Source organism: Arthrobacter sp. CMU6 (genome assembly GCF_059090205.1).
The window spans coordinates 1-26,226 of sequence record NZ_JBNHFL010000046.1; the positions used below are offsets into that span (position 1 = coordinate 1).

23 protein-coding genes are annotated in these 26,226 nt (G+C 66.7%); 14 read left to right on the plus strand and 9 right to left on the minus strand.

The window, feature by feature from the left end; genetic code table 11:
* Positions 1-336 precede the first annotated feature (336 nt).
* The 6 genes from AC5RWD_RS21890 (at position 337) to AC5RWD_RS21915 (ending at position 6,152) form a co-directional block, all read left to right on the plus strand.
* Entirely contained in the window at positions 337-585 is a 249-nt protein-coding gene (locus AC5RWD_RS21890) for an SCO4226 family nickel-binding protein (protein ID WP_494022030.1), read from the plus strand.
* 211 nt (positions 586-796) lie between these two features.
* Positions 797-2,167, plus strand: a complete 1,371-nt coding sequence (locus tag AC5RWD_RS21895) for an MBL fold metallo-hydrolase (RefSeq protein WP_494022031.1) — start codon at positions 797-799, stop codon at positions 2,165-2,167.
* Positions 2,168-2,244: 77 nt separating this feature from the next.
* On the plus strand, positions 2,245-2,745 hold the full coding sequence (locus tag AC5RWD_RS21900) for a universal stress protein (protein ID WP_494022032.1): 501 nt from the start codon (positions 2,245-2,247) through the stop codon (positions 2,743-2,745).
* A 109-nt stretch (positions 2,746-2,854) separates the two neighbouring features.
* Positions 2,855-4,180, plus strand: coding sequence for an ATP-binding protein (locus tag AC5RWD_RS21905; protein WP_494022033.1), 1,326 nt, complete (start codon positions 2,855-2,857; stop codon positions 4,178-4,180).
* Between the two features lie 100 nt (positions 4,181-4,280).
* Positions 4,281-4,898: a transmembrane-type terpene cyclase gene (locus AC5RWD_RS21910; RefSeq protein WP_494022034.1), complete on the plus strand. Its 618-nt coding sequence runs from the start codon at positions 4,281-4,283 to the stop codon at positions 4,896-4,898.
* Between the two features lie 3 nt (positions 4,899-4,901).
* Positions 4,902-6,152, plus strand: a complete 1,251-nt coding sequence (locus tag AC5RWD_RS21915; protein WP_494022035.1) for a low temperature requirement protein A — start codon at positions 4,902-4,904, stop codon at positions 6,150-6,152.
* A 13-nt stretch (positions 6,153-6,165) separates the two neighbouring features.
* On the opposite strand, the gene gluQRS is transcribed toward AC5RWD_RS21915, so the two are convergent.
* Positions 6,166-7,047, minus strand: coding sequence for a tRNA glutamyl-Q(34) synthetase GluQRS (gluQRS, locus tag AC5RWD_RS21920; protein ID WP_494022036.1), 882 nt, complete (start codon positions 7,045-7,047; stop codon positions 6,166-6,168).
* 374 nt (positions 7,048-7,421) lie between these two features.
* Between gluQRS and AC5RWD_RS21925 the strand changes: the two genes are divergently transcribed.
* Both AC5RWD_RS21925 and AC5RWD_RS21930 read left to right on the plus strand, forming a co-directional pair.
* On the plus strand, positions 7,422-7,880 hold the full coding sequence (locus AC5RWD_RS21925) for an Lrp/AsnC family transcriptional regulator (protein WP_494022051.1): 459 nt from the start codon (positions 7,422-7,424) through the stop codon (positions 7,878-7,880).
* A 186-nt stretch (positions 7,881-8,066) separates the two neighbouring features.
* A complete protein-coding gene (locus tag AC5RWD_RS21930; RefSeq protein ID WP_494022037.1) occupies positions 8,067-10,781 on the plus strand; it encodes an FG-GAP-like repeat-containing protein in 2,715 nt (904 codons plus the stop codon).
* Between the two features lie 112 nt (positions 10,782-10,893).
* Here AC5RWD_RS21930 and AC5RWD_RS21935 read toward each other — a convergent pair whose 3' ends face one another.
* Complete coding sequence (locus tag AC5RWD_RS21935) at positions 10,894-11,349, minus strand: Lrp/AsnC family transcriptional regulator (protein WP_494022038.1); 456 nt, start codon at positions 11,347-11,349, stop codon at positions 10,894-10,896.
* A gap of 104 nt (positions 11,350-11,453) precedes the next feature.
* Here AC5RWD_RS21935 and AC5RWD_RS21940 point away from each other — a divergent pair, with 104 nt between their 5' ends.
* Complete coding sequence (locus AC5RWD_RS21940; protein WP_494022039.1) at positions 11,454-12,101, plus strand: LysE family translocator; 648 nt, start codon at positions 11,454-11,456, stop codon at positions 12,099-12,101.
* 17 nt (positions 12,102-12,118) lie between these two features.
* Here the strand turns inward: AC5RWD_RS21940 and AC5RWD_RS21945 are convergent, their stop codons facing one another.
* The 5 genes from AC5RWD_RS21945 to AC5RWD_RS21965 all read right to left on the minus strand — a co-directional run bounded on the left by AC5RWD_RS21945 (position 12,119) and on the right by AC5RWD_RS21965 (position 16,253).
* On the minus strand, positions 12,119-12,478 hold the full coding sequence (locus AC5RWD_RS21945; protein ID WP_314196343.1) for a nuclear transport factor 2 family protein: 360 nt from the start codon (positions 12,476-12,478) through the stop codon (positions 12,119-12,121).
* 47 nt (positions 12,479-12,525) lie between these two features.
* Positions 12,526-13,488 carry a hypothetical protein gene (locus AC5RWD_RS21950; protein WP_494022040.1) on the minus strand — a complete coding sequence of 321 codons (963 nt, stop codon included), beginning with the start codon at positions 13,486-13,488 and terminating at the stop codon, positions 12,526-12,528.
* Positions 13,489-13,514: 26 nt separating this feature from the next.
* On the minus strand, positions 13,515-14,018 hold the full coding sequence (locus tag AC5RWD_RS21955) for a DUF456 domain-containing protein (protein ID WP_494022041.1): 504 nt from the start codon (positions 14,016-14,018) through the stop codon (positions 13,515-13,517).
* Positions 14,019-14,192: 174 nt separating this feature from the next.
* On the minus strand, positions 14,193-15,398 hold the full coding sequence (locus AC5RWD_RS21960; protein WP_494022042.1) for an NAD(P)-dependent malic enzyme: 1,206 nt from the start codon (positions 15,396-15,398) through the stop codon (positions 14,193-14,195).
* A gap of 291 nt (positions 15,399-15,689) precedes the next feature.
* Positions 15,690-16,253, minus strand: a complete 564-nt coding sequence (locus AC5RWD_RS21965) for a TetR/AcrR family transcriptional regulator (RefSeq protein ID WP_494022043.1) — start codon at positions 16,251-16,253, stop codon at positions 15,690-15,692.
* A 359-nt stretch (positions 16,254-16,612) separates the two neighbouring features.
* Here AC5RWD_RS21965 and AC5RWD_RS21970 point away from each other — a divergent pair, with 359 nt between their 5' ends.
* Positions 16,613-18,805, plus strand: a complete 2,193-nt coding sequence (locus tag AC5RWD_RS21970) for an FG-GAP-like repeat-containing protein (protein WP_494022044.1) — start codon at positions 16,613-16,615, stop codon at positions 18,803-18,805.
* 45 nt (positions 18,806-18,850) lie between these two features.
* On the opposite strand, the gene AC5RWD_RS21975 is transcribed toward AC5RWD_RS21970, so the two are convergent.
* A complete protein-coding gene (locus AC5RWD_RS21975; protein WP_494022045.1) occupies positions 18,851-20,152 on the minus strand; it encodes an MFS transporter in 1,302 nt (433 codons plus the stop codon).
* 89 nt (positions 20,153-20,241) lie between these two features.
* Between AC5RWD_RS21975 and rraA the strand changes: the two genes are divergently transcribed.
* The 3 genes from rraA to AC5RWD_RS21990 all read left to right on the plus strand — a co-directional run bounded on the left by rraA (position 20,242) and on the right by AC5RWD_RS21990 (position 24,322).
* Positions 20,242-20,757, plus strand: a complete 516-nt coding sequence (gene rraA / locus AC5RWD_RS21980) for a ribonuclease E activity regulator RraA (RefSeq protein ID WP_494022046.1) — start codon at positions 20,242-20,244, stop codon at positions 20,755-20,757.
* A gap of 205 nt (positions 20,758-20,962) precedes the next feature.
* The gene (locus tag AC5RWD_RS21985) at positions 20,963-22,615 is read left to right on the plus strand and encodes an MDR family MFS transporter (RefSeq protein ID WP_494022047.1); all 1,653 of its coding nucleotides are present in this window, start codon (positions 20,963-20,965) and stop codon (positions 22,613-22,615) included.
* A gap of 270 nt (positions 22,616-22,885) precedes the next feature.
* Positions 22,886-24,322 (plus strand): sugar porter family MFS transporter, encoded by a 1,437-nt coding sequence (locus AC5RWD_RS21990; protein WP_494022048.1) that lies wholly within the window; start codon positions 22,886-22,888, stop codon positions 24,320-24,322.
* 230 nt (positions 24,323-24,552) lie between these two features.
* Here AC5RWD_RS21990 and AC5RWD_RS21995 read toward each other — a convergent pair whose 3' ends face one another.
* On the minus strand, positions 24,553-24,933 hold the full coding sequence (locus AC5RWD_RS21995; protein WP_494022049.1) for a winged helix-turn-helix transcriptional regulator: 381 nt from the start codon (positions 24,931-24,933) through the stop codon (positions 24,553-24,555).
* Positions 24,934-25,030: 97 nt separating this feature from the next.
* Between AC5RWD_RS21995 and AC5RWD_RS22000 the strand changes: the two genes are divergently transcribed.
* Positions 25,031-25,909: an SDR family oxidoreductase gene (locus AC5RWD_RS22000; protein ID WP_494022050.1), complete on the plus strand. Its 879-nt coding sequence runs from the start codon at positions 25,031-25,033 to the stop codon at positions 25,907-25,909.
* The last annotated feature ends 317 nt before the right edge of the window (positions 25,910-26,226 follow it).

The following is a 26,226-nucleotide window of genomic DNA, read 5'->3' on the forward strand; positions in this document are numbered from 1 at the left end:
CTCATGACCGCCGGCTGGTACGCCTGCCGCAAACGAATCCACGAGATCGCCGAAGCCCGCGAAGGATTCACCGGCATGTCCCCCGTCGTCGCCAACCGCCCCGGCCCGGGCGCCGCGGACCGGATCTAACCCGCCAGCACTCCTCCTCCGCAACAACAGCGCCCACTGAGCGCGAACGGACACTTGAGGCCCCACGTCCGGGGTCCCAAGTGTCCGTTCGCGCTTAAGCAGCGGAGACATTCCCAACTCCTATTGACGCCGGGTGAGGGCAGGTCTAATCTCAGCCGCATCCCCGGGCTCGACATCGATTCACAAGCAGCACAAGGGAGAGTCATCATGCCGGAATTCATGGACGTCCATCGCAACATGAAAGGGATTACGAAGGAGGATCTGCTGGCAGCCCACAACGCCGATCTTGCCATTCAGGACGAAGAAAAGGTCGACTTCAAGTCGGCCTGGGCGGACCCCGAGTCAGGACTCGTCTACTGCCTCTCGGAAGCACCTTCAGCCGAGGCTGTGCAGCGCATTCACGAGCGCGCGGGGCACCGCGCAGATGAGGTGCACCCCGTTCCGCTCAGGGTCTGAGGCACCAGAGGACCCAGCTGCGGCACCCCGGCCAGTTTGCCGACCGGGGTGCCGTCTTGCTTACCTGCCGCAACGCAGAAATGCCCTGCACTCACGTTCGGCAGGCTCCTTCTGCCCCTAATCGGCCTACCATGGAGGCATCCGGGCGAGGCCTGCGGTTGGCGGCTCTTCCCCGGTGGGTTGAAGTGCGGTGCGTCGAAGGGCCGGGCCAATGGACGTCGTTGTCATCGAAACCCCGCAACTCGGGGACCGCAGCTACTTGGTCCACGACGGCCGCGTGGCGCTGGTGGTCGATGCCCAGCGGGACACGGACCGCATCGAGGAGGCCGCCCGGAAAGCCGGGGTGCAGATCACCCACGTGGCCGAGACCCACGTCCACAACGACTACCTCACCGGCGGCCTGATCCTCGCCCGCGCGCACGGCGCCAAATACCTGATCAACGCCGCGGACCAGGTGGCCTACGAGCGCGAGCCGGTTGAGGACGGCCAAACCGTAGGGATCGGCGCGCTCACGCTCCGCGCGGTGGCAACTCCGGGTCACACCCACACGCACCTGTCCTACATCGTCACGGACGGACTGGCCCGGGCGGTGTTTTCCGGCGGCAGCCTGCTCTTCGGCTCCGTGGGCCGAACCGATCTCCTCGGCCCCGGACACACCGCCGGGCTGACGCGGGAGCAGTACGCGTCCGTCCACCGGCTCGCCGACGAGGCCGGACCGGATGCTGCGCTCTATCCCACGCACGGGTTTGGCTCGTTCTGCTCGATCGGGCCCACCACGCGCGCGGAGGCGTCAACCATCGCGGAGCAGCGGGAAGCCAACCATGCCCTGGCGGACCCGGATCCCGAGCACTTCGCGGCCGAACTCATGGCCAACCTCTCCGCTTTCCCTTCCTATTACGCCCATATGGCCCCCATCAACATGACCGGCCCCGAGCCTGCGGACCTGAGCCTGCCGGAGTCCCTCGGCGCAGGAGAACTGACAGAGCGGCTGGCGAGGGGCGAGTGGGTGGTGGACCTGCGTCACCGTGTGCTGTTCGCCAGCAACCACCTGCAGGGCACGGTCAGCTTTGAATACGGCTCGGGGACAAGCTTCAGCTCCTATCTGGGCTGGGTCCTGCCGTGGGGCGAGAAGCTGACGCTCGTCGGCGGCCGCGAGGATCTGCAAAACGCCATCCGGGACCTGTCCCGCATCGGCATCGACCGCCCCGATGCCGCGGTGGGAATGGAACCCGGCGAACTCGCGCCGGGAGTTCCCGTCGCCTCCTATCCCCGGGCGGGCTGGCCCGCCGTCGTTCATGAAAAGCCCGACGGCGACCCCGTACTGGACGTCCGGCGCCCGGACGAGTTTGCCGCCTCCCACGTGGCCGGCGCCGTCAACGTGCCGCTGCACGAACTGCTGGACCGCCTGGGCGAACTGCCCGAGGGGTGCCTCTGGGTCCACTGCGCCACCGGCTACCGTGCCGGCGTCGCGGCCAGCCTGCTGCAGCGGGCGGGGCGGGACGTGGTCCAGATCGATGCCCGCTTCCGGGACGCCGCGGCCGCCGGCGTTGCCTTGCAGATGCAGCCGCTGCAGCGGCGGTGACCGTCTTGTCCGTGGCCAAAGATCCGGCCGACGTTGCAAGTCCAGGTAACAAAGTCCAGTAGCTAAGGAGAACAACGATGGATGGCGAAGGCAAAGTGGTTGTGGGCGTGGACGGCTCGGACTCCTCGGTGGAGGCCCTCCGTCTGGCGGCGCGGCTGGCACCGGGCCTGGGCGCCCGCGTCCATGCCGTGGGCTGCTGGCACTTCCCGGAAATGTATGCCGGGTACATTCCTCCGGATTTCGAGGCGTTCGAGACCACCGCCGCCAAGGTGCTGGCCGAGTCCATCGAGAAGGCGTTCGGGCCGGACGTCCCGGAGACGCTGACCAGTGAGCTGGTGCGCGGCCCGGCGCCGGAGAAGCTGGTGGAGGCCGGCGCCGGAGCGGCGATGCTGGTGGTGGGACGCAGGGGCCACGGCGGCTTCCTGGGACTCCACCTGGGATCGGTCAGCTCAGCCTGCGTAGCGCATGCCGAATGCCCCGTCCTCGTGGTGCACACCAAGGACGACCACGAGCGCGCCCACCATTTCCGCAAGCGCGCCCAGGCCAAAGACACATCCGTGGACGCGGCCAAGAGCTGACCTACCCGCGTAACGCAACGCACCTGCAACCCCATGCCGGCGCGCCATCGCCTATGCTCGGCTGAGCAGCGCAGCACTGGCTCAACGTCGAACCACGGGAGATTACCTCATGACCAACTGGCGGATCCGGGACTTCCACTCCGCGGACCTTGACGGCATCCTGCACCTCTGGGAATCGCTAAAGGCCACCAATGTCGAGCCCGTCTACGCGCTCTCTGAAGTGCTCGCATCCTGCGAAAAGGACCACGCCGTGGTGGCTGTCCTCGGCGACCAGGTGGTGGGCGCCGCCGTCGGCCGTGCAGCACATGACCAGGGCTGGGTCGTCTTCCTGGCCACACTGCCCGAGTTCCGCGGCCGAGGCATCGGCACCTCCCTGCTGGCCGCCGTCGAAAACCGAATGGCACCCCATGGACTCAATAAGCTTTCGGCGCTGATGCCCGAGTCGGAGACCCGGGTGGAGGCCTTCCTGAGCCGTGGCTTCGTGCTCAAGAAAAACCTGCGCTACTTCGAACGCACCATCCCCGTGCAGCGGCAGGAGCTCGAGCCCCTGGGCCTGCTCGGCGGCCGCATCCTGGCCCGGGACCTGTGGGAGAACGTAGCCGGCATGCGCCGGGAGAAGGAGCTCCTGGAGCGCCGACTGGTCCTGCCGCTGGCCGAGGCCGACCTCGCCGACGAGTTCGGCGTGGTGCCGCCGCGGGCGGTGGTGCTGTTCGGGCCGCCCGGCACCGGCAAGACCACCTTCGCCAAGGCCATCGCCTCCCGGCTGGAGTGGCCGTTCGTGGAAGTCTTCCCCTCCCGGCTTGCCTCCGACCCCAAGGGCCTGGCCGGCGCACTGCGGGAGACGTTCCTGGAGATCTCGGAACTCGAGCACGCCGTCGTCTTCATCGACGAAGTGGAGGAGATCGCCTCCCAGCGCGCCGGGGACCCGCCGTCGCCGCTGCAGGGCGTCACCAACGAACTGCTCAAGATCATCCCGGCCTTCCGCGAACAGCCCGGCCGCCTCCTGGTCTGCGCCACCAACTTCATCCGCGCGCTCGATTCTGCATTCCTGCGGCACGGCCGGTTCGACTACGTGATCCCCATCGGCCTCCCCGACCGGCAGGCCCGCGAAGCCATGTGGCAGCGCTTCATCCCCGCCGCGGTGGTGGACGACGTTGACGTGGTGCAGCTCGTGGAGCGCACCGAGGGCTTCTCCCCCGCAGACATCGAGTTTGCCGCCCGCAGCGCCTCCCAGCGGGCGCTGGAAAAATCTGTATTCGGCAATGGCAACGAGGGCGTGCTGGCCTCCGGTGGCGGTGTGTCCGTCCGCGAGGCAATCCGGAAGGGTCCCACCACCCAGGACTACCTCGACGCCATCGCGGACACCCGCACCACCGTCAGCGACGAGGTGCACCAGGAGTTCCTGGAGGACATCGACGCCCTGGGCCGCGTGTAGCTCTGCCCCGCCGCCATCTCGACGGTTCCCCGCACACTAGACGTGGGCTAGCGTCTAGCTGGGCAGGCTTCCATCGAAATGGCCACGGGAAGGAAAAGCCGTGATCCTGTTTCTCACGATCGTCAGCGGAGTGGCCTGGACCGTCGTGTACGCCGAGGCGATCCGGCTGGGCTTCCGGGAGCGCACCTACGCCATTCCGGGAGCAGCCCTGGCGCTCAACTTCGCCTGGGAAGCCATCTACGCCGCGCGGTCCGTGGCCACAGGAATATCGGCGCAGGGTGTTTTCAACATCGTGTGGGGCCTGGCGGACGTCCTCATCGTCTACACCTTCCTCAGGTTCGGGCGCGCCGAGCTGCCGTCCTGGGTCACGAAGCCGCTCTTCCTGGCCTGGGCCGTCCTGCTAGGCGTCACGTCGTTCGCGGTGCAGTTGCTGTTCGTGGCGGAATTCGGCTGGGACGACGCCACCAAGTACGCCGCGTTCCTGCAGAACCTGCTGATGTCCGGGCTGTTCATCGCGATGTTCGTCTCGCGCGGAGGCGGCCGTGGCCAGTCGCTCGTCATCGCCGTGGCCAAATGGATCGGCACGCTCGCCCCCACCATTGTCTACGGCGGACTTGGGAACTCGCCCCTGATCCTTGGGCTAGGAGCATTGTGCAGTGTGTTCGACCTGGCATACATCGCCCTGCTTTGGCGGGTACGAAGACGCGCTACTGTTTGATTCATGCCCTCAAATCCACTTCGGCACGCCGTTGCCCGCATGGGCGGCCGGGATCCGCACCAGCCCCACCGGACCGCCACCCCACTGGAGCTCTTCTTCGACCTGACCTTCGTGATCGCCTTTGGGGTGGCCGGCAGCCAGTTCGCCCATGAGATCGCCGAGGGACACTTCGGCGCCGGGCTGCTCGGCTTTTCCTTCGCGATGTTTGCCGTGATCTGGGCCTGGATCAACTTCACCTGGTTCGCCAGCGCCTATGACACCGACGACTGGGTGTTCCGGGTGGTCACCATGGTCCAGCTGGTGGGCGTCCTGATCCTGGCGATGGGAATCGAGCCCATGTTCCACTCCCTCGTGGAGGGCAAGCATGTGGAGAACACCGTCATCGTGGCCGGCTACATCATCATGCGGCTGGCCCTGGTCTCGCAATGGCTGCGGGCCGCACGGCAGGACCCGGCCCGGAGGAAGACATGCATGCGCTACGCGGGTTACCTGGCAGTGGTTCAGCTGGGGTGGATCGCGGTGCTGTTCATCAACGCGGACGTGCTCACCACGTTCCTCATGATTGCGCCGCTGTATGTCCTGGAACTGGCCACCCCGTATGCGGCCGAGCGGAACGCAACCACCCCCTGGCACGCCCACCACATCGCCGAACGCTACGGCCTGCTGGCCATCATCGCGCTCGGTGAATGCCTGATCGGCGCCGTCGAGACGCTCCGGGCCATCGTGGCGAACCATGGCTGGTCGGTTGATGCCGCCCTGGTGGGTTTCGGCGGCGCCGGGCTGGCCTTCGGCATGTGGTGGATCTACTTCATCCTGCCTGCCGGCCGGGCCCTGCACCTGCAGCGTCACCGTTCCTACTTCTTCGGCTACGGCCACATCCCCGTCTTCGCCGCGATTGCCGCCACCGGGGCGGGCCTTCACGTTGCCGCGTATTTCATCGACCATGCAGCGCACATCAGCGCCGCCGTGGCCGTCGCCAGCATTGCCGTTCCTGTGGCTCTGTTCAAGGTCTCGCTCACGGCGCTCTTCAGCGTCATGACGTGCCTCGACCGGGTCCTCATCGCCGTCACCACCGGAGTGGTGTGCGTCCTCGCCGGAACCGTGGCGCTGGCGGCGGCGGGCGTCTCGGTTCCCGTCTGCCTGCTCATCATTGTTGCCGCGCTCGGGGCCTCGATCGTCATCGATGAACGCCGGAGCACGGACCTGCTCCACTCGGCACTGGAGAAGCTGGAACAACGGCCCAGGACCGCCTGACGCGCGCCGGCCCCTACGTCCCGGGCCACACCCACGGCTCGCCGGGCAGGCTCCCGGGCGAAAACCCCTGAAGGGCAGCTTCCAGGGATTCGCCCGGCAGGCCGAGCGACTCCAGAATCGTCCGCTGCACCGCTTGTGCGGAAAGTCCGACGGCGGCCAGGTCAGCCAGGGTGACCGCCCCGTCCCGCTTGGCCAGCCGTGCGCCGTCGGTATTCACCACCAGCGGCACGTGAGCATATTCCGGAACGGGCATATTCAGCAACGAGGCCAGATATGCCTGCCGGGGCGTGGACGGGAGGAGGTCGTCTCCCCGCACCACCTGGTCTATACCCTGCTCGGCATCATCCACGACCACGGCCAGGTTGTACGCGCTCACGCCGTCGTTCCGGCGCAGGACAAAATCATCCACTACTCCAGTGAACGGCCCGTGCAGCACGTCCTGGACCGTCCACTCGGCCACGGAGGAACGCAGCCGGATGGCCGCCGGGCGGGTGGACCGTTTGAACTCCAGCTCCGCTGACGGCAACCTCCTGCACGTTCCTGGATAAGCCCCCTGGGGCGCGTGCGGCGCGGAGGGTGCCTCCTGGATCTCCCGGCGGGTGCAGAAGCATTCATACGTCAGCCCGGCCGCCGCCAGTTCTCCGATGGCCGCCGTGTACAGCGGTTCGCGGTCCGTCTGGCGCACCACCGCACCGTCCCAGGTCACTCCGACGGCGGCCAGGTCCCGCAGCTGATCGGCTTCAGCCCCTGCCCGCGCGCGGTCGAGGTCCTCGACGCGCAGCAGGAACCGGCGTCCGGTGGAACGGGCAAAAAGCCAGGCCAGGATTGCCGTCCGGAGATTTCCCACGTGCAGCTCACCGGACGGGCTGGGGGCGAAGCGGCCAGCACGAGTCATGCCCTCCAGCCTATGCCGAACACCACAAGAGCCCCTCAGCTACCGCGCGCTCCGGGCGTTGGCCGGGAATCGGTGGCTCAGGGGCTCTTGCCGTGCCTGCTCCGGACGGGACTCCGTGACGGAGAATCGAGGCACTTCTTGCGGAAAGACGAATGCGTGAACAAGTGTCAATCAGCGGCTGCCTCCTTGCGGGAAGCGTGGTCCAGGGGGCCGGGTGGTGTGCCGGAAGCCTGTAGCCTGCTGGGCGTTGGGGGTAACCGTCGCCTGCGTTGCCACTATCTGAGCAGAACACCTACAGTAGGCGCAACGGGCATGGTCCGGACTGGTCAATCTGACCACTCCTGCGCCCGCAAACCAGTCAGGGAGTGATCAGATTGCAGCAGCTCGACGCAACGGACCGGCGGATCCTTGCCGCCCTGGACGAGGATCCCCGGCTGCCCATCATGGTTCTGGCCCAGAAGTTGGGCCTGGCACGCGGCACTGTACAGTCGCGTCTGGAGCGGATGACGGCGTCGGGGGCCCTTCGGCCCAACAGCAGCCGCGTGCTGCCTGCAGCCTTGGGCCGGGGCGTTGCCGCCGCCGTCAGCGCCGAACTGGATCAGAGCCACCTCAACGAGGCCATCGCCGCGCTGCGCGAGATCCCCGAGGTGCTGGAGTGCCACGCCCCGGCCGGCGACACGGACCTGCTGATCCGGGTGGTGGCCACAAGCCCTGATGACCTGTACCGGGTTTCCGAGGAGATCCGGCTGTGCCCGGGAATCGTGCGGACGTCCACCAGCATGTTCCTGCGCGAGGTGATTCCCTACCGCACCACGGGGCTGCTAGAGCACTGACTCCGGCGACCAGGAGCGCCGCTCCGATATTGCGCAAATCATTGGGGAAAACTGCGGATATTCCGGCGGCTGTCCTGCGGTGGCGACTGTAACCTGATTCAGCATCTGCCGCAGCGCTGGGCACGCAGCGGGTGCATTTGTTCACTCAGGGTCTCCGCCGGGGGGTCGGTCTCAATAAGGAACTCAATGCGCTCTCTTTCCCGTTCAATCGCGTCGATCACCGGTTTGCTGGTTTTCGCCGCGGGCCTCGTCTCGCTTCCCGCCACCGCAACAGCAGCCACAGATCCTGCCGGCAACGGCACGTCACTGCCGGTTGAGTCCGGTTCGGAACAGCATCACCACGGATACGAAACCGCGCCCGGTGTGCCGGCGGACGGGCCGCCTGCCGGACTGGCCCTCCAGACCGAAGCAGGCGGAACCGCCGCCGCGGCCCTCACAGTCAAGGTCGTCGTTGCCACGCTGGTGGACAACAGGGCCGTTGTTCCGATGGCCCAGGCCGAAGCGGCCGTGACGGCCTCCAGCAACTACTGGAAGGCCATGTCCGGCGGCCGCATCTCCATGACTGTGACCGAACGCGCCACCTGGGCGTCCAAGACAGCCAGGTCGACGGACTCCTACTACGACATGATCAACAAGATCACCACCGAGCTGAAATGGACCTACGGCGCCAACAAGGCGCTGGTGGTCTTCGTTCCCAGCGCCACGCTTTCCGGCGGCGCCCTTGGTGCCGGCTACAGCAGCACCGGCAACAGCGGACGGGTTCTGATGCCGCAGATCAGCGGCTTCACCAACAGCGTGATCGCGCACGAGTTCGGGCACGTCCTGGGGTCCATGCACGCCGACGCCCTGCAGTGCAGCAGCGGTGTATCCGACGTGGGCACCACGAGCACCGGCCAGTTCAGCGACTCCTCCTGTTATATCCGCGAGTACGGCGACAGCACCGACCTGATGGGGCTGTCCAGCTACAACATGCCGGTGATCAGCTCGCCGTTCTGGGACGCCAAGGGCCTGGGCACGGCCACTGACATCCGCGACCTTGGCGTGGCAACCGGTGTGAAGAGCTATACGCTGAAGCCCTGGGGCGACACGAAGCTGGCCTACCGCGCGGTGAAGTTCACCGATCCGGTCAGCAAGGAGGTCTATTACCTGGAGCTCCGGCAGCCTGCCGGCTACGACGCCTACCTGGCCAGCGGGCCAGCGGGCAACCGCGGCGTGAAGGTGGTCCAGAGGGGCGGCGCCACCCCCTCCTCCTCGCTGGCGCTGATGCCCTCCACTATTCCGTTCAGCGGGTACTACGGCACCAACCACACCTGGCAGGCCGGCAGGACGTTCATCACCCATGCGGGAACCCGGGTCACCATCAACGCCGTCACGGCAACCTCGGCCACCGTCACCATCGACGCCGATCTCGCCCTCCGCATCAAGATCCAGTTCTCTGCCGGCGACTTCAACGGCGACGGACGTCCGGACATGGTCTCCCGCGAAGCCGACGGTTCGCTCCTGCTGTTCCCGGGTCTGGGCGGAAACAAACTCGGAACCGCCTTAAAGATCGGAACGGGCTGGAACATCTTCAACATGGTCCTCGGCAACGGCGACTTCAACGGGGACGGGAAGACGGACCTCATCGCCCGGACGTCCAACGGGGCACTGTGGCTGTACCCGGGCAGCGGCACCGGCGGCTTCCTGGCGCGCCAGCAGATCGGCTCCGGCTGGGAGGGCTTCAAGCGCATCATCGCACCCGGTGATTTCACCGGCGACAAGCGGGCCGACCTGCTGGCCATGCGCGCCGACGGGACCCTGTGGCTGTACCCCGGCAATGGAACCGGCGGTTTCCTGGCGGCCAAACAGGTCGGCTCCGGCTGGCAGGGTTTCACCGCTGTCACCGCAGCGGGAGGACTCGCCACGGGCCCCGGCCTGCTTGCCCGCTCCAGCACCGGAACCGTCTACCTGTACCCGGGCAACGGAACCGGCGGCTTCCTGGCACGCCGGACGCTGGCCACCGGATGGGCCAGCACGGAGCTGATCGCCGGCCAGGACTTCACCTCCGACGGACTCACGGACATTCTGTCAGCCAGCACCAGCGGGGCCATCACCGCATACGCGGGCAACGGCGTCGGCGGCTTCGCGACCAAACTGAAGATCGGCACCGGTTGGGCCGGTTTCAGCCAGGTCTGGGAAGCCGGCGACTACGACGGCGACGGCAAGCCTGACATCCTGGCCCGCACGGCCCAGGGCGTCCTGCGCCTCTATTCCGGCAACGGCTCGGGCGGATTCCGCACGTCCCGGCAGCTGGGCACCGGCTGGCAGGTCTTCGACCAGGTGGTCTCCGCCGGAAACTTCAATGGCGCCGGCGGCCCTGACCTCCTGGCCCGGAAACCCGATGGCTCACTCTGGCTCTACCCCACCAACGGAACGGGACTCTTCCAGGCACCGAAAAAGATCGGTACGGGATGGCAGGCCTTCGCCCGGATCATCGCCCCCGGCGACTTCTCCGGCGACGGAAAAACGGACATCATCGCCCAGGAGCCGGACGGCAGGCTATGGCTCTACCCCGGCAACGGGGCGGGCGCCTTCCTGGCCCGGAAGCAGATCGGTTCCGGCTGGGCCGGCTTCAGCCAGGTTGTTGCGGGCAATGACTTCAACGGTGACGGAAAGGCCGACCTGATGGCCCGCGCGTCGGACGGCACACTCTGGCTCTACCCCGGCAGCGGCGCCTCTGGCTTCCTCGCCCGCACGCAGCTTGGCACCGGCTGGAACGCCTTCACCACCTTCGCCAGCGTGGGCCGCTTCGCGGGCACCGGCAACCCGAACGTCGTTTCCGTGTCGGCCGACGGGGCGCTCTGGCTCCACACCGGCAGCGGGAAGGGCACCTTCCAGAACGTCGTGCTAAACCCCCGCTGAGCACGGGAGTCAGTCCAGCGCGAACGAACACTAGGGCCCCTGATCCACGCGGATCGGGGGCCCCAAGTGTTCGTTCGCGCGTTTCGAAGGCCGGCGCCGCCTGAAGGGGAGGTCAGACGGGCGGGCCTGCGTTGGATTTCAGGTTCTTCATCACCAGGGTTGAGGTCAGCCGTTCGACCCCGGGCAGCACTGTCAGCTCGCTGTCGTAGAAGCGCTGGTAGGAGGGCAGGTCCGCCGCGATCACCTTGAGCAGGTAATCCGGGGAGCCGAACAGACGCTGCGCCTCCACGATGTTCGGGTTCTCCGCCACCCGGTTCTCGAAGATCTCCATGGTGGTGCGGTCCACCTGGCGGAGGGTTACGAAGACTATCGCCTCAAAGCCAAGCCCGACGGCGGCCGGGTCAATGTCCGCTTTATAGCCGCGGATCACGCCGGACTGCTCGAGGTCGCGGAGCCGGCGGTGGCAGGGCGCCACGGTCAGCCCCACCTTCGCGGCCAGCGCCGTGGCAGTCATTCTGCCGTCCTCTTTGAGGTGGCGCAAAATACTTCTGTCGACATGGTCAATCACGCAAGAATCTTACTCCTGCGGCCGCGATCCGCGCGAAATTTGAGAGCACCTCCGGGGTCGTTTTGCCTAGGCTTTTCTTACAGCCAAACACGCAGGAGCCCGCCATGAATCCTCAGCTTTTTCTCGCCTTCGTCGTGGTCGCAGCCGCCCTCGCCTGCACCCCGGGGGTGGACTGGGCCTACTCCATCACGGCCGGCCTCGGTCGCCGCAGCTTTGTCCCCGCCGTCGCGGGGCTGTGCAGCGGATATGTCCTGCACACGCTCCTCATGGTGGCCGGGCTCGCCGCCGTCCTGGCCAGCATGCCGGGCCTGCTGGGTTGGATCACGGTGGCCGGCTCCGTCTACCTGCTCTGGCTGGGAACGGTCACCATCAGATCATGGCGGGGTGCCAGCTTCACCGCCGCGGCCGCGGTCGGAAATCCGGGGCAGAACCAGCTCCGGTCCTTCCTGCAGGGCATGGGGACCAGCGGCATCAATCCCAAGGGGCTGCTGTTCTTCCTGGCCCTAGTGCCGCAGTTCGTCAGCGCCGATGCTCCGTTCCCGGTGCCGCTGCAGTCCGGCCTGCTGGGGCTGACCTTCGTGCTGCTGGCGGCCCTCGTGTACACCTGCGTGGCGCTGCTGTCGCGGAAACTGCTCCAGTCGCGGCCAGACGCAGCCCGCAGGGTCACGCTGGCCAGCGGCATCATCATGGTGGTCCTGGGCGCCGCGCTTCTCTCCGAGCAGCTGCTTCCAGCCCATGCCCGGTTTGCCTAGAGGCCGAAGCGGCTGGCTCAGACCTTCTGCTCCATGAACCACTCAGTGAAGCTCGAGGCGCGCCCGTCGGAATCGAGCCGGATCACCCACAGGTTCTCGTAGCTCGGGCGGTCATCAAGGTACGTGGTGCGGCCCTGCACGAACGCGAGGTCGCCGTCGGACCCGAGCAGGGACCATTCGAACCTCCAGTCCCCGGGCTGGTCGGCAGAGTCGATCCAGCGCTCAATTATCTGTGCCCTGCCGCGCCAAGGATCGGGGTCGTAGGGCCGCGTGGCGTACACGGCCTCCTCCGTGAAGAGCGCCCCGATATCCTCGGGATCGTTCGTGGTCCACGCCGCGACGTACTTGTCCATCCACTGCCTGATTGCGTCAGTCATGGCTCCGTTGTATCCCGGCCGCGTACCGCCCACAAGAGCCGGCCGCGTCAGTCGCCGCCGAACTGCTTCCATTTCTGCTCCCACGCCCGGCGTGCCTCGATGTCCTTGCGGATGACCTCGAACGTTTCGAGCTCCGCCTGCCGTCCGCGCTGCCAGTCCCGCGGGTTGAGGGACTTCCGTCCGTTGTCCAGGAGCATCAGGGCACGGTCGGTGAGGGCGTCGTTGCGCAGCGACAGGCTGGTCTTCTGCCGCCGCAGGACTTCCTTGAGTGCCTGCTGGGCCTGGCTGTACGCGCCGAGCCGGCGGAGGGAGCGCGCCCGCACCAGGAGCAGCGCAGCGGAGAGGTCGTCCGCGTTCAGCAGGCCCTCCGTCCAGACCACCACCTCCTGGTCCCTGCCCAGGGCGGCAGCGAGTGCGCATCTGGCCAGTGCGGTGGGCAACGACGGCGGCAGCCTGACCAGCGTTTCAAAAGCCGCCTCGGTCTGGCCCGTCTCCCGGAGCGAGTGCGAGAGCGCAAGGAATACCGACTCCTCGCTGAACAACACCGGCACTACAACGCGTTCGGCCACCTCCACCCGGGTGACCACGCGCGTGAGGTAACTGGCGGCGAACTGGTTGGCCTCGTCGTCGTTCCTTATGGAGAGACCGCGCTGGAGGAGCTCCGCGGCCCGCAGGTAACCGCCCTGCTTGTAGGCGAGCAGCCCGGCCATCACGCAGCAGAGCCCGGCCCAGCCGGGATAGGCGCGGCCGGCGGCGATGAGCCGGTTGGGGTCGGTGTTGGAGAAGATGGCGTCGTATACGGTCCGGGCAGCTTTTCCGGGCAGCAGCTTGAGCCGCGGAACGCCGCCGTCCACGCTGATCCGGGAGTCCCCTCCCCCGAGCACGCCGTGGATCAGCCCGCCCATGCCCTCGGCTATTTCGCGTACCGGCGTGCGGATTATGCCGCCGCCGAAGGGCGTGAGGTCGCGCGTGTCGCGGTAGATCGGTCCTGAAAACTGCCCCGCGCTCATTCCTCCATGCTAACGGCGGGCCGGAACTACGCCGAAGCGGCGCCCACCCACACGCCCACCACCCAGGTGCTGGCCGCGAGGCAGGCCAGGCCGAACTCCACTAGCATGCCCAGCCCCGTAGCCTTCAGGGCCGCCCAACTGGAGGTCAGCGCTGCCCGGAAGTTGCGCGTGCGCTGGATTTCGCTGAGCAGCAGCCCGGCGGCGAAGCCCACGAACAGGCCCACGACGGGAATGACGAACATGCCGGCAATGCCCAGCGCCACCCCGACGGCGACGCTCCGGTTGGGAATCCGATGTTGCTTCAGCTTGCGGCCGGCGAGGACCGCGCTGGCCGCCATGCCTGCCAGCACAAACACCATCCCCACGGCGAAAACCACCCAGCCGGTCACGCCCTCACCACCCCAGATTGCCCACGCCAGCAGGCTCAGGCCAATCAGGAAACTGCCCGGCAGGACCGGAATGACGGTGCCGGCAACACCAACCAGGATAGCCAGGCCGCAGAGGACGGTCACGAGGGTTTGGGCGTTCATGCCCCCAGTCTAGGGTCCGGGCGGCGTGGCTTTGGTCCGCGGAGCGCGGACCGCACCGGGAACGACGACGGCGGCGCCTCCCGGCAAGGAGGCGCCGCCGTCGGGCTCCAGTCAGCCCTGCTCCGGTCAGCCGTTTCCGGCTGGCGCTTCAGCCGGCCCAAGCCGGCCCCGGCCTCAGTTGGCTTCAGCCTCGACTGCCGCCGCAACCGCGGCCGTGACGGCCGGGGCAACGCGCGGGTCCAGCGGGCTGGGCACAATGTAGGACGCGGACAGCTTATCATCGGCCAGTTCGGCAATAGCGCGGGCCGCAGCGACCTTCATCGCGGGGGTGATGCGGCGCGCACCGGCGTCCAGGGCGCCGCGGAAGATGCCGGGGAACGCCAGGACGTTGTTGATCTGGTTGGGGAAGTCGCTGCGGCCGGTGGCCACCACCGCGGCGTACTTGGAGGCGACCTCGGGCAGGACTTCGGGGTCCGGGTTGGACAGGGCGAAGACGATGGAGCTGTGGTTCATCAGCTTCAGGTGCTCCTCGGCCAGCTTGGAGGAGGAAACGCCAACGAAGACGTCCGCGCCCAGCAGGGCTTCCCCGGGGCCACCCGAGATGCCGCGCGGGTTGCTGCGCTGCGCCATCTGGGCCTTCTTGCTGGCGGGGTCGGCTGCGATGTCCGCCCGCTCGGAGTTGATCACGCCGCGCGAATCCAGCAGCACCACGTCATCGATGCCCGCGGTGAGGAGGATTTCCGCGATGGCGATGCCCGCGGCGCCGGCGCCGGAGATCACCACGCGGAGTTCCTCGAGCCCGCGGCCGGTGACCTTGGCGGCTCCGGTCAGCGCGGCGAGGACCACGACGGCGGTGCCGTGCTGGTCATCGTGCATGACGGGGCAGTCGAGGGCTTCGATGAGCTTTTCTTCCAGCTCGAAGCAGCGCGGCGCGGCGATGTCCTCGAGGTTGACGGCACCGAAGCTGGGGCGCAGCCGGACCAGGGTCTCCACGATCTCATCGACATCGGTGGTGTTGAGGACCAGCGGGATGGAGTCCAGCTCGCCAAAAGCCTTGAAGAGGGCGGACTTGCCCTCCATGACGGGCAGCGAGGCGCTGGCGCCGATGTTTCCGAGGCCGAGGACGGCCGTGCCGTCGCTGACGACGGCCACGAGGCGCTGGGCCCAGGTGTGGCTCTTGGCGAGTTCCGGGTCAGCGTGGATGGCGCGGCTGACCTGGGCAACGCCAGGCGTGTAGGCGATGGAAAGGTCACGCTTGTTGCTGAGGGGAACGGTGCTGGCAATGGACAGCTTGCCGCCCTCGTGGGCAGCAAAAATTTCCTGGTCAGTCAGCTCTGCGGCTGCGCTGGTGTCATTCGGAGCGATAGTTTCAGTGGACACGTCGTTGTCTCCTAGTGCTAGCCGTGGGCGCACGGCACAGTATGGCTCAAGCATTCGAGGCTCAAGATGGTCAGAAACGCGCTTCCGCTGACGGCCCAAGGATGGCGGGTCCCGTCAGAAAGCCCGTGGAGCTGCTGGGTGCTGGCCACTCCGCTCCTGCCATGTTAGACAGGACAAAGGCCCACCCGGCACCAGTTCCGGCCGGTTTGACAAACAAAAGCAGATTTTGGGCCCGGTTGTGGGCTATTTCACCGTCTTCCGCGCCTTTTGTGACTTACCGGTCTAGACCGGTTACGCAGAACTCCGCGCCAGCCGGGTCGCCGACATGAGCAGGGAGCAGGCCTTCTTCAGGTTCTCCTCGGCCTCGATCAGGGAAAGCCGCCGGCAGCGAACCGACTGGACTAGACCGGCTACCGTCAGCAGCAGGACCCTGGCGACGGCCGCGTCCCCGCAGACAGAGGTGACGGCCCGTTCCGTCATCGAGTCGATCTCCCGCAGCAGGCCGGTGGTGTCCCGGTCCTTGACGTACACGCCCTGGCTGAGGCACTGTTCCACGGCGGGCTGCATGACGCGCATGTGGAAGATCTCCATCGCCACACCGGCGAGCGCATGGATGCGGACGGCGCCCGGCCCCGTTCCCGCGCCGAGCTCGCCGAGCTGGTGCCGGTAAAGGGCCAGCATCAGATGGGTGGCCGAGGGAAAGTAGCGGTACAGGGTGCCGAGGGGAACGTTGGCCTGGGCGGCAACCTCGGAGAGGGTTACGGACTTGAGGCCTTTTCGCGCGAAGCCTGCAGCGACCTCGAGGATGCGGTTATAGCGTCGCTGCTGCCGGGGAAGTGTAGGCGGGGCGGCCATGGGCGGAAGATCAGGAAAAGAGTCAGGCATCATCAGTCCGGAAGTTGGGTCCCTGAGGCAAGGTGTCCCCATCCTGGCCCTGCCCGCAATTCGCACCCAACTATACGGCACGCAGCTGTCGCCTCCGGGGATGGCCTGGGCAGCCCGGACCATGGACAGATCCCGGCGGCCATGCACCCGAATGTCCGTACCGCAGAGTAGTCTCATCTCACTGGTCTTGTCCGGCCGCTTCGGTCCCGGTCTAATTGGGGGAAATTTGGGGTCTCTTTCTGCTGTCCATTCCTTGCCGTCGGAACGTCTGTGGGTGCTGCCGGCCCTGCGGCTGCGCCAAGGCCTGGGGCTGATGCTCGCTAGCCCTGGTGGCTCTTCTGCTGGTTCCTGCGCTGCCTGCCGCGGCTGCTGATGAACCTGTGCTGCTGTCCTTCGAGCGGACATCGCCGGCAGTGCTGGAGGCCGGCGGCACGGTCAGCTTCAGCTTCACCACGTCGGTGCCGGTTAAGGGTGTCTTTGTCGGGCTACAGGATGTGGCCGGGCAGCAGACTGCCAAGTGGGCGTCCGCAGAGGGCAGCCTTTCCGGCACCGCTTCCATCGTGGCTGTGGCCGATGCCTGGCCAAGCGGTCCCGTCCGGGTCACGTATGTGGGCCTTGACCTCGTTTCGGGGACTGACCAGCTGTACAGAAGCGACGGCAGCACCTCTCCGGCCATGACAGTCCCGCCTTCCTTGGGTTCCCTGACGCAGCGCGACTTCCAAATGTCCAACCCAGGGCTCGTGTTTCAGGATCCCCGGCTAACGTTCCTCGCTGCAGCCTCCAACGCATCGCCTACTCCGGGACAGACCGCCAGCGTAGATTTCCAGCTCACCCAGGGCGCCAAGGAAGTTCTGCTGGTCTACGCAAACACGGTGGACACTTCGCAGCGGGTACTGGAGTGGCACGGCACCACTTCCCCCGGCCCACTCAGCGCGGCTGCGACGGCGCCCGTTACTGAGGACTGGACAGACGGACGGTACGAGATAGATTACGTGCGCGTCATCTATCTGGGAGGACGCGGGGTCACTCACTATTACCGTTCCGGCCAGATCTCACGGATTCCGAGCAACGCGCCAACGTCAACGGAAGCGATTGCACCACTTTCGAACGGCGCCGTCAGCATCAGCAATCCGGCCCGGGTCATCAAGACCATGCACAACACGGCGCTGCCGCGCATCGCGGGCGGCGCTCCTTTGGCAGCAACACAGTGGTCGGTCAACTATGGACAGTGGGATGCAACCACGGCCGTGACCCACAGCTTCCAGTGGCTGCGCAACGGAGTCGCCATTCCCGGCGCGACGTCCACCGAGTACCACGTCGGCGCCTTGCCGGCAGGAACCAAGATTTCGGTGCGCGTCACCGCACGCGCGCCCGGTTATCTGCCGGCCACCGTCACAACAGGTGCCGTGGCCATTGCTGCAGCCCCGCCCACTCCGCGGCAGGTGCAGACATACCCGCCGGAAATCGCGGGCGACTCCTCAATCGGCGGCACCATACGCGCGGTTCCGGGTTCCTCAAGCGTTTCCCCGCCAGGGGGCAGCCCGACCTACTCATATATCTGGAAACGGAACGGAGTCCCCATCCCGGGGGCAACCCGGGGAAGCTACATCCTGGCACCAGTCGATAAAGGCAAAACCATCACGGTCGACCTGACCGTGGCCTATGACGCCGTCAGCAAAATCAGGGTGACCGGAAAACTCCGCACTGTCGTCGCCAACAAGCCCAAAGCACGCGGATTCAACGCTGACGGCACCACGGACTTCTTCGCCCGGGATGCCGCAGGCAATCTGTATCTGTACCCCACCAACGGAAAGGGCAGCTGGCTGCCGCGCCAGAAGGTCGGCGTCGGCTGGAACGGGTTCGAGAAACTGATGGCCACCGGTGACTTCAACGGCGACCTCAATAATGACGTGATGGCCAGGGACCGGTCCGGAAGGCTGTTCCTTTACCCGGGCAATGGCAAGGGCGGCTGGCTGAAGAAGACCCAGATCGGCGTCGGGTGGGGCGGATTCAAGGACCTCATTGCGCCCGGCGACTTCAACGGGGACGGCAACAACGACATCATCGCCCGTGACACCGCAAACCGGATCTGGCTGTATCCGGGCAACGGCAGGGGCGGCTGGCTGCCCAAGTCCGTCATCGACACCGGCTGGGGCGAGATCAACCCGATCGCGGCCTCAGCGAAGTTCTCGGGCTCCAATGAGGTTGACGTCATAGGCCGTGACAGCTTCGGTTACCTGCGGCTCTTCCCTGGCAACGGTAAGGGGCAGTTTGCTCTCGACGCACCGGCCTTCCACTTCCAGATCGGACAGGGCTGGGGCGGCGTGCGCCGGTTCGATGCCGCCGGCGATTTCAACGGCGACGGCGACGAAGACATCTGGGGACTGAACGGCGCCGGGGCCCTCACCATGTACTACGGCAACGGGCGGTATGTTTCCACGCATGGCTTGGACCACAGCTCAGAGTTCAAGGGGAAGGCCGTGGTCGGCACCGGCTGGGGCGGCTTCACGGCCGTTTTTTAACCGGCCGGGCGCGATCAGCGGGTGTCAATCGGGATGCCGGGACCTCTAGTCGACGCCCTTGATCTTCACCACGAATACGGCACCCAGCAGGCCGATGACGGCGGCGGCTACGTAAAGGGACACGTAGCCGCCCCAGAGCGTGACGAACGGCCACGCCAGCGCGGGAGCGATGACCTGCGGCAGCGAGTTGGCGATATTGATGACGCCAAGGTCCTTGCCCCTGTCGGCAGCGCTGGGGAGCACCTGGGTGATGAGCGCGAAGTCCACCGCGAGGTAGGCGCCAAACCCGATCCCCAGAACGCTCGCACCCACGATGCCGCCCACCCAGGTGGGGGCGAAGGCCAGGATCAGTGACGCCAGTGCAATGATCACGGATGAGGCGATCACCAGCGGCTTGCGCTTGCCCATCCTGTCACTGAGCCTGCCGCCCAACACGCTGGTGATGATTACGAACACGGCGTAGAGACCGGTCAGCACCAGGACGCCGAAGGCGGGTTCGAGGCCCGTGGTCTCCTTCAGGTGCACGGCGTCCGCCAGGAAGAACAGCAGGTACAGGGTGACCATGTGGTTGCCGATATTGACCAGCAGCCGGGTGATCCAGGCCCAGGCGAAGTCGGGGTGCCGCAGCGGCCTCATGAACCCGAGCAGGAAACCCGCCCAGTTCATCGGCGGGGCAGCCCCGGCCGGGAGGGGGTCGTCATCGCTCTTGACCAGGTACATCACGACGCCCGCCACGAGGGCCGCGGCACAAAAAAGGTAGCCGAGCACGAAGTTTCCGCTGACGACGGCGGCAATCACCGCACCCACCAGGATCCCGGCCGTCTGCCCCATGGCCGCCAGTCCGCCCACGGTGGCGCGCTGCGGGACGGGCACCCGGTCGGGAACGGCCGCGGTGATTGCGGCGTAGGCGCCGTTGCAGCCGGCCTGCACGAGGCACCAGAGCAGCGTCATGACTGCGACGTTCGGCGCTCCGGCCAGGGCCACCAGTGCGGCCGCGCCGAGCACGGCGCCGGCCAGCACCCACGGCACGCGCCGGCCGAACCGGGACGCCGTGCGGTCGCTGAAGGCACCAAAGAGCGGATTGGCCACCAGCGACACGGCTGCCCCGGCACCGGTGACGAGGGCGAGGATGGCTTCCTTCTGCCCGGGATCGAAATGTTCCGCCTGCTGTCCGAGGAGTACCTGGATTGGGCCGAAAAACGCTGCGTTGATGCCGAGGTTCACCAGCACCACGCCCGTGATCCACAGGGACCTCACCGGAGCCGCGGGTTCAGCGAGCGCGGCGGACTTCCGGGTGCCCACCATGGCGGGGTCGGGCACAGCACCGGGTACGTCGGACAGGCTCATTGCGGTCTCCCCCTGGAACATCGTGATGATGGAATCAGACTATCGTGGGCATCAACAGCCGGACCCGAATCCAGAGCCTAGGAGAACCAATGACCGCTTCGCCTGCCAGCCGCTCCGCCGCCACACCCGTCAAGGCGGCCGCCGTCAACACCGCCGACCTCTACGATGAGCGCGGCGACGAGCTGACCTCCATTTCCCTGCAGTTCCAGTCGCTGGGCGGCCACACACATTTCAGCGGGCCCGTCCGGACCGTGCGCTGCCTGGAGGACAACGCCCTCGTCAAGGCTGTCCTGGCCACACCCGGAAACGGTGCCGTCCTCGTTGTCGACGGCGGCGGTTCCCTGCGGACCGCACTGATGGGGGACCTGATCGCGGCGAGCGCCGTGGAGAACGGCTGGGCCGGCGTCGTGATTAACGGTGCCATCCGCGACCGTGAGGCGATCGCCGAACTCCCCCTCGGCGTCAAAGCCCTCGGCAGCAACCCTCGCAAGAGCGCCAAGGCAGGGGCGGGAGAGACTGACGTTGACCTGCTGATCGATGGCGTGACCATCCGCACCGGCGCCACGATCTGGTGCGACCCGGACGGAATCCTCGTCGAACGCTGAGCTGGCAGTTTCGAAAGGTGAGATCTCGGCGCTTTGGGGCAGCGTAAGCGCAGAGGTCTCACCTTTCGGCGCGCCCGAAGCAGCGGGCCCGCAGGGCAGCCCGCGGAAAAAAATTCAGTTGCTCCGGGGAACAAAGCACGAAGTAACATAGTTACTGAAAGCAACTATCAAATGCGATCCCCTTTCTCTTGACCCTGGAGCAGCCATGTCCAAAACTACCGCCGGACCCGCGCCCGGAGAGGCCCTGACGCAGCGGCAGACCATCACCGTCATGGTAGGGCTGATGCTCGGTATGTTCCTGTCCTCGCTGGACCAGACCATCGTGTCCACCTCCATCTACACCATCGCCAACGACCTCGACGGGCTCTCGCTCCAGGCCTGGGCGACCACCGCGTACCTGATCACGTCCACGGTCACCACGCCGCTGTACGGCAAGCTCAGCGACATCTTCGGCCGCCGTCCGCTCTACCTCGCGGCGATCATCATCTTCCTGGCCGGCTCGCTGTATGCGGGCTCGGTGCACTCGATGACGGAACTGGCCATCGCCCGCGGCATCCAGGGCATGGGCGCCGGCGGCCTGCTGGCTCTGGCGCTGACCATCATCGGCGACATCGTCCCGCTCAAGGACCGGGCCAAGTTCCAGGGCTACTTCATGTCCGTGTTCGGCATCTCCTCGGTCCTCGGCCCGGTGGTGGGCGGCGCCTTCGCCGGTTCGGAGAGCATCCTGGGCTTCGACGGCTGGCGCTGGGTCTTCTTCATCAACCTGCCCATCGGCCTGGCCGCACTGGCCGTGGTGTTCCTCTACCTGCACCTGCCGGCAAAGCACGTCAAGCAGCGGATCGACTACTGGGGCGCCGCAGCCATCACCCTGGCCATCGTGCCGCTGCTCCTGGTCGCTGAACAGGGCCGCAGCTGGGGTTGGGCTTCGGCGGCGTCCCTGCTGTGCATCGGGCTGGGCATTGTGGGCATCATCGCGTTCCTGCTGGCCGAGCGCCGCGCCGGGGACTACGCACTCATCCCGCTGCGCCTCTTCCGGAACGTCACCTTCGGGCTGTCCTCGCTGCTGAACTTCATCATCGGCATCGGCATGTTCGGCGCCATCGCCATGCTGCCCATGTACCTGCAGCTGGTCAAGGGCCTGACGCCCACCGAGGCCGGCCTGATGATGATCACCTTCACCATCGGCATCCTCACCGGCTCCATCACCGCCGGGCGAACCATCTCGTCGTCGGGCACCTTCCGGATTTTCCCGATCCTCGGCACCGCGATCCTGACCGCCGCTGCCATCGTCATGGGTCTGTCGCTGGGCGCTGACACCGAGCTCTGGGTCCCGGGCCTGATTGCGGTGTTCTTCGGCCTGGGCCTGGGCTTCTGCATGCAGCCGCTCACCCTCGCCATGCAGGTCTCGGTGCCCTCCAAGGACATGGGCGTGGGCACGTCCACGGCCGCGTTCTTCCGTTCCATGGGCGGCGCGGTGGGCACAGCGGTGTTCATTTCCATGCTGTTCAGCCTGGCCGCGGACAAGATCGCCAACGGCATGAAGGACGCCATGCAGAACGCCGACTACGTGAAGGTCCTCCAGGACCCCGCCGTCGCCGCCGACCCCGCCAACGCCAAGCTATACGAGTTCTTCAAGAACGGCGCCAGCAACGATTCCCTCAACGACACCAGCTGGCTGCACTCCGCGAACCCCGTGCTCACGCGGCCCATCACGGAGGGTTTTGCCCAGTCGATCGACGCGGTCATGCTCACTGCCGCCGTCCTCACCGGCATCGCCTTCCTCATCAGCTTCGCGCTGCCGAAGAAGAAACTGACGGACCCCAAGGCAGCAGTGAAGGAACCCGCGGGCGCCCACTAGGCACGGCTTACGGTCCTTCTACATCTGCGTTACGGCAGGCACCTTCCGCAGGTGCCTGCCGTTTCGTTTTCCGCGGAAATCAGCCGTAAACCGCCCCAAACGGGTCGACGACGGCGGGACCGCCCGCCGTCGTCGTCCTCCGTTACGGAGTGGATCAGCGCGCGGTGACATGGCACACTGTTAGGCGCGTGTGCGCCGGCCGACAGGGCCGGTTTCCGCAGCCGACGACGTTTGCACCGCATCCACCCACCCCCGAACCAAGGGAGAACCATGTCCACCGACAAGCAGACAACCGCCAAGATTCCCAGGCGGGTGATCTGGCTGGCGCTTGCCGGCGCCGTGGGCGGCTTCCTGTTCGGCTTTGACTCCTCCGTGGTCAACGGCGCCGTGGATGCCATGAAGGACGAATTCGCGCTCAGTGAGGCCGTCACCGGTTTCGCCGTGGCGGTGGCATTGCTGGGCTGCGCGGCCGGCGCGTATATGGCCGGCAAGGTGGCGGACCGTTACGGCCGCATCCCCGCAATGAAGCTTGGGGCGCTGCTGTTCCTCGTCAGCGCCATTGGAACCGGCTTCTGCTTCAGCATCTGGGACCTCATTTTCTGGCGTCTGGTGGGCGGGCTCGGCATCGGCCTGGCCTCGGTCATCGCCCCGGCATACATCTCCGAAATCTCGCCCCGGCACGTCCGCGGCCGGCTCGCATCGCTGCAGCAGCTGGCCATCACCACGGGCATCTTCGCCGCCCTGCTGTCCGACGCCCTGTTTGCTACCTCCGCGGGCGGGGCACACCAGGCATTCTGGCTGGGCATCGAGGCCTGGCGCTGGATGTTCCTGGCCGCCGCTGTTCCGGCCGTGCTCTACGGCGTGATTTCCTACACGCTGCCGGAGTCCCCGCGCTTCCTGGTGGTCCAAGGCAAGGAGGACCTGGCCCGCAAGGTCTTCGACTCCATCGCCCCGGATGAGGACACTGACCGCCACCTGCGCGAAATCCGCGAGGCCATCGAGGAGGACCAGCTCGCCGGCCGGAAGGGCTCCCTCCGCGGCAAGGCGTTCGGGCTGCAGGCTGTGGTCTGGATCGGCATCACCCTGTCCGTCCTGCAGCAGTTCGTGGGCATCAACGTGATCTTCTACTACTCCACCACGCTCTGGAAGGCCGTGGGTTTCCAGGAGAAGGACTCGCTGACCATTTCGGTGGCCACGTCGATCACCAACATCCTGGTCACGCTCGTGGCCATCGCCCTCGTGGACCGGATCGGCCGCCGCCCCATCCTGCTGGCCGGTTCCATCGGCATGGCCGTTTCCCTCGGCGCCATGGCCCTGGCCTTCGCCTCGGCCAGGGGCTCCGGTTCCGACATCACGCTGCCCGGCGCCTGGGGCCCCGTTGCCCTGGTGGCCGCGAACGTGTTCGTGATCAGCTTCGGAGCATCGTGGGGACCGCTGGTATGGGTGCTGCTGGGCGAGATCTTCCCGGCCCGGATCCGCGCCCGGGCCCTGGGCCTGGCCGCCGCCGCCCAGTGGATCGCCAACTTTGCCATCACGCTGAGCTTCCCTGTGATGGCCGCGGGCTCGCTGCCGCTGACGTACGCGATGTACGCACTCTTCGCGGCAGCCTCGTTCTTCTTCGTCATGTACAAGGTGCCGGAGACGAACGGCATGTCGCTGGAACAGGCTGAGACCCTGTTTGTTCCGAAGGGGTCCGTCAAGGTCTGACCGGCTCCTGGCTCCTCCGGCATGAAACGGAAGACGCCCATGTTTCCTGCGGATTGTGTCCCGGGAACATGGGCGTCTTTTGTTGTGTGGATTGGGGTGGACAGGCCGCTCAGACCACGTGCGGTTCGTGGGCGGGGAGATAGCGCCGCCCGCCGGCCACCACGCCATGGCGGCGATCATTGCCACCCAAATGCAATGGCAGGACCCACAGTCCCGGCTGGGCCTGCGGCCTAGCTCGCCGGACGGTTCACGATCGCTTCGGCATGCTCGGCCACCCAGGCGACGAGGGGCAGCAGCAGGGCGCCCAATTCCTCCCCGCGGTCGGTCAGGCTGTAGTCCACACGGGGAGGGATGACGGGCTGGGCGTCCCGGCGGACGAACCCGTCCGCTTCGAGCGTCTTCAGTGTCTGGGCAAGCATTTTCTCGCTGATGCCCTCGGCCCGGCGGCGGAGTTCGCTCCAGCGCTGGGGACCCTCTGACAGGGCAACCAGGAGCAGCACGCCCCACTTGCTGGTCACATGGTCCAGCACGGTCCGGCTGGGGCATCCGGCGGGAAAGATCCCGTCAGCGAAGGGAAACACGGGGACTTTGGCTGGGGTACTTACCTTCATGGTAGTACCTTACCTGAAAGTGCGTACTCTCTTTTGGGAAGTATCCGGGACTGCACTGGGTTGGCACCACTGACAGTCTCCTCAGAAAGGACCAATCATGACAATCGTCATCACCGGAGCCACCGGCCAGCTCGGCCGCCTCGTCGTCGAAGCACTGCTTGAGAGCGGCCTGCCGGCGTCGCAGATCGTGGCCGCTGGCCGCACCGTGGACCGGATCGCCGACCTCGGCCAGCGCGGCGTCCAGATCCGCTCCATCGATTACAGCCAGCCCGAGTCGCTGCGGCAGGCGTTCGACGGCGCGGACAAGGTCCTGCTCATCTCCGGCAGCGAGGTGGGACAGCGCATCGAACAGCACCGCAACGCGATCGAAGCGGCCAGGGACGCCGGCGTCGGACTGGTCGCCTATACCAGCGTCGCCAACGCGGACACCACCGCCATGAAGCTGGCCGCCGAGCACCTGGCCACCGAAGAGATCCTGCGGGACTCAGGGGTCCCGTTCGTCCTGCTCCGGAACGGCTGGTACCTGGAGAACTACACCGGCCAGCTCCCGGTTCAGATTCAGCACGGCGCCGTTCTCGGCAGCGCCGGTGACGGCAGGGTAAGCGCCGCCGCCCGGGCCGACTACGCGGCGGCGGCAGCGGCTGTGCTGCTCCGCGATGACCAAGCCGGCAAAGTCTACGAGCTGGGCGGTGACGATGCCTTCACACTCAGTGAGCTGGCCGGGGAAGTCAGTGCAGCGTCGGGCAAGCCGGTAACGTACACGGATCTGCCCGCGGACGAGTACACCCAGGTGCTCGTGAAGGCCGGACTGCCGGAGCCCTACGCAGCCATCCTGGCGGACAGCGATCTCGGCATCGCCCGCGGCGACCTCCTCGTTACCAGCGGCGACCTCAGCGCCCTGCTCGGCCGCCCGACGACGCCGCTGCGCGAGGCCGTCCGGACCGCCGCAGCTGCCGTGAGCCGCCAGGCGAGCTAGCCACCGCAGGCCCGACCACCGCCCCCGACCACCAGCCCGCCATCACCAAACGCTCCCGCAGATTCTGCAGGCTTTTCGGTGGCCCTTCCTCACGTCCTGCGGGTTTTCTTCAAACGGTCCCGCACTTGGCACAGATAGGCCGCGCCTGACCGGCTCCAACTGCGAGAGCGTTGCGGCGAAGGCGGCAAGATCTGAGGGAGCGTCCGGAAAAAAGCGGCAAGATGAACTGGTCCCCGATAGTTGGACCTGGTTAGTAAGGCCTAGGCTGCAAGGGCCTGGCTTCGGTATTGTATCGGGCTCAAGCCGTTGAGCTTCGT

Coding starts and splice junctions, on each gene's coding strand:
- AC5RWD_RS21895 (WP_494022031.1), top strand. CDS start 797: ATGGACGTCGTTGTCATCGAAACCCCGCAACTCGGGGACCGCAGCTAC.
- AC5RWD_RS21915 (WP_494022035.1), top strand. CDS start 4,902: ATGCCCTCAAATCCACTTCGGCACGCCGTTGCCCGCATGGGCGGCCGG.
- AC5RWD_RS22000 (WP_494022050.1), top strand. CDS start 25,031: ATGACAATCGTCATCACCGGAGCCACCGGCCAGCTCGGCCGCCTCGTC.
- AC5RWD_RS21950 (WP_494022040.1), bottom strand. CDS start 13,488: ATGAGCGCGGGGCAGTTTTCAGGACCGATCTACCGCGACACGCGCGAC.
- AC5RWD_RS21965 (WP_494022043.1), bottom strand. CDS start 16,253: ATGGCCGCCCCGCCTACACTTCCCCGGCAGCAGCGACGCTATAACCGC.
- AC5RWD_RS21900 (WP_494022032.1), top strand. CDS start 2,245: ATGGATGGCGAAGGCAAAGTGGTTGTGGGCGTGGACGGCTCGGACTCC.
- AC5RWD_RS21995 (WP_494022049.1), bottom strand. CDS start 24,933: ATGAAGGTAAGTACCCCAGCCAAAGTCCCCGTGTTTCCCTTCGCTGAC.
- AC5RWD_RS21930 (WP_494022037.1), top strand. CDS start 8,067: ATGCGCTCTCTTTCCCGTTCAATCGCGTCGATCACCGGTTTGCTGGTT.
- AC5RWD_RS21945 (WP_314196343.1), bottom strand. CDS start 12,478: ATGACTGACGCAATCAGGCAGTGGATGGACAAGTACGTCGCGGCGTGG.
- AC5RWD_RS21975 (WP_494022045.1), bottom strand. CDS start 20,152: ATGAGCCTGTCCGACGTACCCGGTGCTGTGCCCGACCCCGCCATGGTG.
- AC5RWD_RS21985 (WP_494022047.1), top strand. CDS start 20,963: ATGTCCAAAACTACCGCCGGACCCGCGCCCGGAGAGGCCCTGACGCAG.
- gluQRS (WP_494022036.1), bottom strand. CDS start 7,047: ATGACTCGTGCTGGCCGCTTCGCCCCCAGCCCGTCCGGTGAGCTGCAC.
- AC5RWD_RS21940 (WP_494022039.1), top strand. CDS start 11,454: ATGAATCCTCAGCTTTTTCTCGCCTTCGTCGTGGTCGCAGCCGCCCTC.
- AC5RWD_RS21955 (WP_494022041.1), bottom strand. CDS start 14,018: ATGAACGCCCAAACCCTCGTGACCGTCCTCTGCGGCCTGGCTATCCTG.
- rraA (WP_494022046.1), top strand. CDS start 20,242: ATGACCGCTTCGCCTGCCAGCCGCTCCGCCGCCACACCCGTCAAGGCG.
- AC5RWD_RS21890 (WP_494022030.1), top strand. CDS start 337: ATGCCGGAATTCATGGACGTCCATCGCAACATGAAAGGGATTACGAAG.
- AC5RWD_RS21905 (WP_494022033.1), top strand. CDS start 2,855: ATGACCAACTGGCGGATCCGGGACTTCCACTCCGCGGACCTTGACGGC.
- AC5RWD_RS21990 (WP_494022048.1), top strand. CDS start 22,886: ATGTCCACCGACAAGCAGACAACCGCCAAGATTCCCAGGCGGGTGATC.